The organism is Neisseria sp. P0009.S007, assembly GCF_051962515.1.
In genome coordinates this window covers 1-1,113 of record NZ_JBQCVF010000456.1, presented here as the reverse complement: position 1 = coordinate 1,113, position 1,113 = coordinate 1, and the positions used below count along the sequence as shown (strand labels likewise).

Below are 1,113 nucleotides of genomic sequence, written 5' to 3'. Positions count from 1 at the left end.
GGAATACAGTGCGCCAAACCCGTCCGCACCCTTTATTTCAAGACATTGGGCAGAACGAGTATTTTTATTTTGTTCACAGCTATTATTTTGCGCCGAAAAATGAAGAGATTGTTTTAGGCGTCAGCGAATATCCGAATGAATTTGCCTGCATTGTCGGTAAGGACAATGTGTTTGCCACACAGTTTCACACGGAAAAAAGCCATCAGGCAGGATTGCTGCTGCTGCGTAATTTTTTAAATTGGCAGATTTGAGGTTTTTAACATAAATCTGCTAAAAATCGCTAATTTGTGTAAAATATACTGAAATTGAATAGAGGAGAAAAAAATGCTGTTGATACCTGCCATCGATTTGAAAGAAGGACGCTGTGTTCGTTTAAAACAAGGCTTGATGGAGCAGGCGACGGTATTTTCCGATTCGCCGGCAGAGATGGCTTTGCATTGGCGCAATCAAGGCGCACGCCGTTTGCATTTGGTTGATTTAAACGGCGCATTTGCAGGCGTTCCTCAAAATTTTCCGGCGATTAAAGAAATTTTGGCCGCCGTAGCCAAAGATATTCCGGTACAGCTTGGCGGCGGTATCCGTGATTTGGGAACCATTGAAAAGTATTTGGATTTGGGGCTGACCGATGTGATTATCGGTACGGCCGCGGTGAAAAATCCTGAATTTGTGCGCGAGGCATGTAAGGCCTTTCCGGGGCAGATTATCGTCGGTTTGGATGCCAAAGACGGGATGGTGGCGATAGACGGTTGGGCAACGGTAACGGAGCATCACGTCGTCGATTTGGCCAAGCGTTTTGAAGACGATGGCGTCAACAGCATTATTTATACCGATATCGGTCGCGACGGCATGATGAGTGGCGTGAATATCGAGGCTACCGTTAAATTGGCTCAATCAGTGAATATCCCGATTATCGCTTCCGGTGGTTTGACGAATTTGGACGATATCCACGCATTGTGTGCCGTTGAAAAAGAGGGTGTGAGCGGTGCGATTACCGGCCGCGCCATTTATGAGGGAAGTATTGATTTCGCACAGGCACAAAAACTGGCCGATTCTTTGGTCTGACCTAAGTGCGTTTAATTATGCAGATTAGGGCTTTGCAAGGTGTAACAGGCG

The 1,113-nt window shown here is 46.3% G+C and carries 2 protein-coding genes; both read left to right on the top strand.

Annotated elements, in window-relative coordinates; genetic code table 11:
- Positions 1 to 251: glutamine amidotransferase-related protein (locus ACTHS3_RS14030; RefSeq protein WP_440368254.1), on the top strand; the 251-nt coding region annotated here is incomplete at its 5' end.
- Between the two features lie 73 nt (positions 252 to 324).
- Positions 325 to 1,062, top strand: coding sequence for a 1-(5-phosphoribosyl)-5-[(5-phosphoribosylamino)methylideneamino]imidazole-4-carboxamide isomerase (gene hisA, locus ACTHS3_RS14025; RefSeq protein WP_293192291.1), 738 nt, complete (start codon positions 325 to 327; stop codon positions 1,060 to 1,062).
- Positions 1,063 to 1,113: the final 51 nt, after the last annotated feature.